This window comes from Deltaproteobacteria bacterium (genome assembly GCA_003696105.1).
Classification (GTDB): Bacteria; Myxococcota_A; Polyangia; order Haliangiales; family J016; genus J016.
In genome coordinates, this window is the sequence record RFGE01000363.1 from 1 (window position 1) to 3,509 (window position 3,509).

Below are 3,509 nucleotides of genomic sequence, written 5' to 3' on the forward strand. Positions count from 1 at the left end.
GTCTTGCGCGCGGACTTCTTCGCGGCGGTCTTCTTCGCGGCGGTCTTCTTCGCGGCGGTCTTCTTCGCGGCGGTCTTCTTCGCGGCGGTCTTCTTCGCGGCGGTCTTGCGCGCGGACTTCCTCGCGGCGGTCTTCTTGGCCGCCGTCTTCTTCTTGCGCTTTTGCCCGCCGACGGCGCGCTTGGCGCGCGCAACGTCCCCGTTTTTGTCGAGGAAGTAGATGTACGAGGAGTCCATCTCCGCGCCGACCGCTGCGACGCGTTCCGGCTTGCCCTTCGGCTTGCCGGGGCGCTTGCGCGGCACACGCCACACGTCGCCCTTCTTGATGTAGTACATGTAGTTCGAATCGCGTTTGATTCCGAGCTTTGCGACCTTTTGGGCCATTTGAATTACCCTCCGTACGAGTGGCGTCGTCGAAACGGGGACGACGGGGCTCACCCTACTCGACGGGTCTGACATCCAATCCGGATCGGTCTCCGACGGGGACGCACACGATCACCTGGCTCTCCGACGGCCCGTCGAGCGGCTCCCGGGCGAACCCGCCGTAACGCGCCTCGACCGCGAAGCCGTTGGCGGCGAGCAGCGCCTCGAGTTCCGCCGGGAAGTACTTGCGCTGGGCGAGCCGGACGACCGACGGGCGCGCGGGGCCGTCCGTCTCGTCCAGCGGCCGATAGTACAGTCGGATGAAGGCGATCTGGCTGATCGGATCGTAGACGTGGTTGGTGGTGTACTCGACGCGGGCGCCCGTGCGGGGATCGGTGAATCGCGTGCGCGCCCACCGCTTGCGGGGGTCGCGCGTGAGCCACTGCAGGTCGGGGTTTTGCACGTCGAACGCGAAGCGACCGCCGGGGGCGAGGTGCGCGCGCACGCACGACAGGCAGGCGGCGAGGTCCACACGGGTGTAGAGGTGCTCGATCGAGTTGAACGCGCTCACGATCAGCGAGAACCGGCGGCGCAGGGCGAATCTTCGCATGTCGGCGCGGACGAACTGCACGCGTTGGCGTGCCGCGCGTCCGAGCCGACCGGCGCGCTCGGCGGCTCGCGCGAGCATCGGCGCGGCAAGGTCGATCCCGACGACTCGCCGTCCGTCGCGCGCGAGCGGCAGGGTGACGCGCCCGCTGCCGCAGGCCAGGTCCAGCACGTCCTCGGCGCGCAGGTCCCGGGCGAGCTGACGGTAGAAGTTCACGTCCGCGCGCCGGCGGCGGTACTCGTAGTCGTAGAGCACGGCGTCGGCGTAGTGCTCGCGCGTGGCGGCGTCGAGGTCGAACTCGCCGGACTCGTCGAGCTTGCGCGCGGGCCGCGGGTCGGAGGGAAAGCGCGCCACGCGTCACGCCTCGGGCCGGTCGGGCGCGCGGTCGGACGGCCGATCGATCGCCTGTGGCGGCAGCCGATTCAAACCAGCGCGACCTACGATGCGTCGCCGTCGGCGCCGCGCGCGACGGCGTCGGCGATGGCGTCGGCGGCCGCTTCTGCGACGGCGCGGCTCCGCCGGCGACGTCGGCCGCCTCGGCGGCGCCGCCGCCGCTTGCGTTCGGTGGTCTCGGCGTCGGGGCGCCCGTGCGCGCCGTCGCGCAGCCGCCGCCACCGCTCCACGTCGTCGAGCAGCAGTTCGCGCGCGCGCGCGAACAGCTCGTACAGTGCCAGCGCCTCGTCGAAGTAGTCGCGGCGCACGAGCGTCATCGGCCGCCCGCGCCGCCGCTTCGACGGCACCAGGCGGCGCAGCGCCAACACGACCTGACGGGCCCGCTCGGCGTCGCGCCGGGCGATGTGCAGCTCCGCGACGAGCGGCTGCACGAGCTGCAGGACGCGCTCGTTCGCTTCGATCGGGCGGACCCCCTGGGCGAGCACGTCGTCGGCGACGAACGGCGCGATCAGCGCGGCGAGCAGCAGGGCGTTGGTCGGGTCGCGACCGTCGCGCACGAAGTCGTCGACGGCGTCGAGCATGCGCCAGGCGGCCGCACGGCGCTCGCGCAGGTCGGCCGGATCGAACGGCAGCTCCGGCGGGCTCGTGCCGGCATCCCGGTCGCCGCCGAAGTCGTCGTCCTCCTCGCCGTTGAACAGGCCGGTCTCGTCGTCGACGTCGTCCAGATCGGCGGCAGCGGCGTAGCCGCCCAGCAGCGCCGCGAGATGAGGCGACAACGTCGCGGCGACGCCGGTCTCGACGAGCAGCTCCATCGACCTTCGCGCGGCGCCGCCGCGCAGCAGCCGGTAGAACTCTTCGAGGACGCGAGGAGCAGCGCACTTGTTGATCTCTTCGCGGTGGCGGACGAGGGCCGCGTACGTCACCGGCTCGATGCTGAATCCGAGGCGCGCAGCAAACTTGATGGCTCGCAGGATGCGCACCGGATCTTCCCGAAAGCGGATGTCGGGATCCCCGATGGTGCGGATGACGCGCGCTTCGAGGTCGGCCATGCCGCCGACGTGATCGATGACCGATTCGGTCTCGACGTCGTAAAACAGGCCGTTGATGGTGAAGTCGCGGCGGCGCGCATCTTCGGTCTCCGACCCGAACACGTTGTCGTGCCGGATCAGCAGCTCGCCGTCTTCGTCGTCGGCGTCCTGGCGCGGATTCGCCCGGAACGTCGACGTCTCGATGATCTTTTGGCCGAAGAAGATGTGCGCCAGTCGGAAACGCCGGCCGATGATGCGGCAGTTGCGGAACAGGGCGCGGATCTCGCGCGGGGTCGCGCTGGTGGACACGTCGAAGTCTTTCGGGGTCCGGCTCAGCAGCAGGTCGCGGACGCAGCCGCCGACGAGGTACGCCTTGTAGCCCGCTTTGTTCAGGCGGCGGACGACCTTCTCGGCATCGGGATCGATGGAGTCGCGGGGAATGCTCATTTTTCAGATAGGCCAGGCAGGCGTCGGCGCGCGCGCGCCGATCCGTCGCGCTTCCACTATACACATGCGACTGGCACGCGCGGGCGCCGCGGCCGGCGGCACACCGCGGGCAAAAAAAGACCGCGGCGGCCGCTGGGGGGGAAGGCCTGCCGCGGTCGGCCAGCAACGCTCTCGCGTGCGGCTCCTTGTTGTGCCCCTATCATACCCCTTCGCCGTGGGGACACAAGGGGAAATTTTAGCGTGCGCGGAAAAATACAAAATATGTGTCAAATCAGCGGCTTACAACGCAAGCAAGTCCAATGGTTATAACAAATGCAGTAAGGCTCGCAACAATTTCTTGGGGGATTCGCGATCGGCGGGGATTCGTGCGCGCCGTGGCGGGGATTCGTGCGCGCCGGGGCCGGGGACGCCCCGTCGAATCGCGCCGGGGCGTCGTCAGCGCCCGCCGCGACGTTCCGCTGCCGCTCCGCCGCGGGGCCCGACATCCGTCGCGTCACGGGGCGTTTCGCCGCGCAGGCGCGCGACCGCCGCCGCAGGGGGAGGCCCGCCGAGGAACGCGCGGCGGCTCCCCGCGCCGGTCAGCGGCGGTCCAGGGCGATCGCTTCCCATGGATCGAACCGGTCGGGGGCGTCGGGACCGACGACCAGCACGTCGTCGCGGATCAGCGGCACA

2 protein-coding genes and 1 pseudogene are annotated in these 3,509 nt (G+C 70.1%); all 3 read right to left on the reverse strand.

Features of this window, described 5'->3' with window-relative positions; translation table 11 throughout:
* A pseudogene (locus D6689_22545) lies at window positions 1–155 on the reverse strand (Ku protein).
* A gap of 283 nt (window positions 156–438) precedes the next feature.
* Window positions 439–1,323, reverse strand: coding sequence for a class I SAM-dependent methyltransferase (locus tag D6689_22550; protein ID RMH36421.1), 885 nt, complete (start codon window positions 1,321–1,323; stop codon window positions 439–441).
* A gap of 83 nt (window positions 1,324–1,406) precedes the next feature.
* Complete coding sequence (gene pcnB, locus D6689_22555) at window positions 1,407–2,837, reverse strand: polynucleotide adenylyltransferase PcnB (protein RMH36422.1); 1,431 nt, start codon at window positions 2,835–2,837, stop codon at window positions 1,407–1,409.
* Window positions 2,838–3,509 lie beyond the last annotated feature (672 nt).

Excerpts from the sequence above, each read along its gene's own strand:
- pcnB (RMH36422.1), bottom strand. The coding sequence starts at position 2,837 with ATGAGCATTCCCCGCGACTCCATCGATCCCGATGCCGAGAAGGTCGTC.